The sequence below is a fragment of the Aquabacterium parvum genome (assembly GCF_001447195.1).
In the GTDB taxonomy this organism is placed as follows: Bacteria; Pseudomonadota; Gammaproteobacteria; order Burkholderiales; family Burkholderiaceae_C; genus Aquabacterium; species Aquabacterium parvum.
The window spans coordinates 1-349 of record NZ_LFRI01000290.1 but is presented as its reverse complement, the minus strand read 5'-3'; the positions used below and the strand labels follow the sequence as shown (position 1 = coordinate 349).

Sequence of the window (349 nt, the reverse complement as noted above, 5' to 3'; positions counted from 1 at the left end):
TTCCGACGCGCCCGTTACACCACCCCCATTGAGCAGGCCATTCGTGTGATGGTCTTCAACCGCCTGTGCGATGCCGACTCCAAGCTGGGCACGCTTCGCTGGCTGCAAACCGTGAGCATGCCGGGCGTCGATGCCGACAATCTCAGCCACCAGCAACTGCTGCGCAGCATGGATGCGCTCATGGACCACCAGGTCGCCGTCAATGACACGGTGGCCCATCTGCTGCGCCCATTGATCGATGAAGAACTCTCGGTTGTCTTCTACGACCTGACCACCATCCGCGCTGAAGGCTTGAGTGAGCATGGTGGCGATGTGCGCCGCTTTGGCATGTCCAAGGAGGGGTTGATCG

At 60.7% G+C, this 349-nt stretch carries 1 pseudogene; it reads left to right on the top strand.

The annotated features are described in order from the left end of the window. A pseudogene (locus ABG80_RS10590) lies at positions 1–349 on the top strand (IS1634 family transposase); the annotation flags it as partial.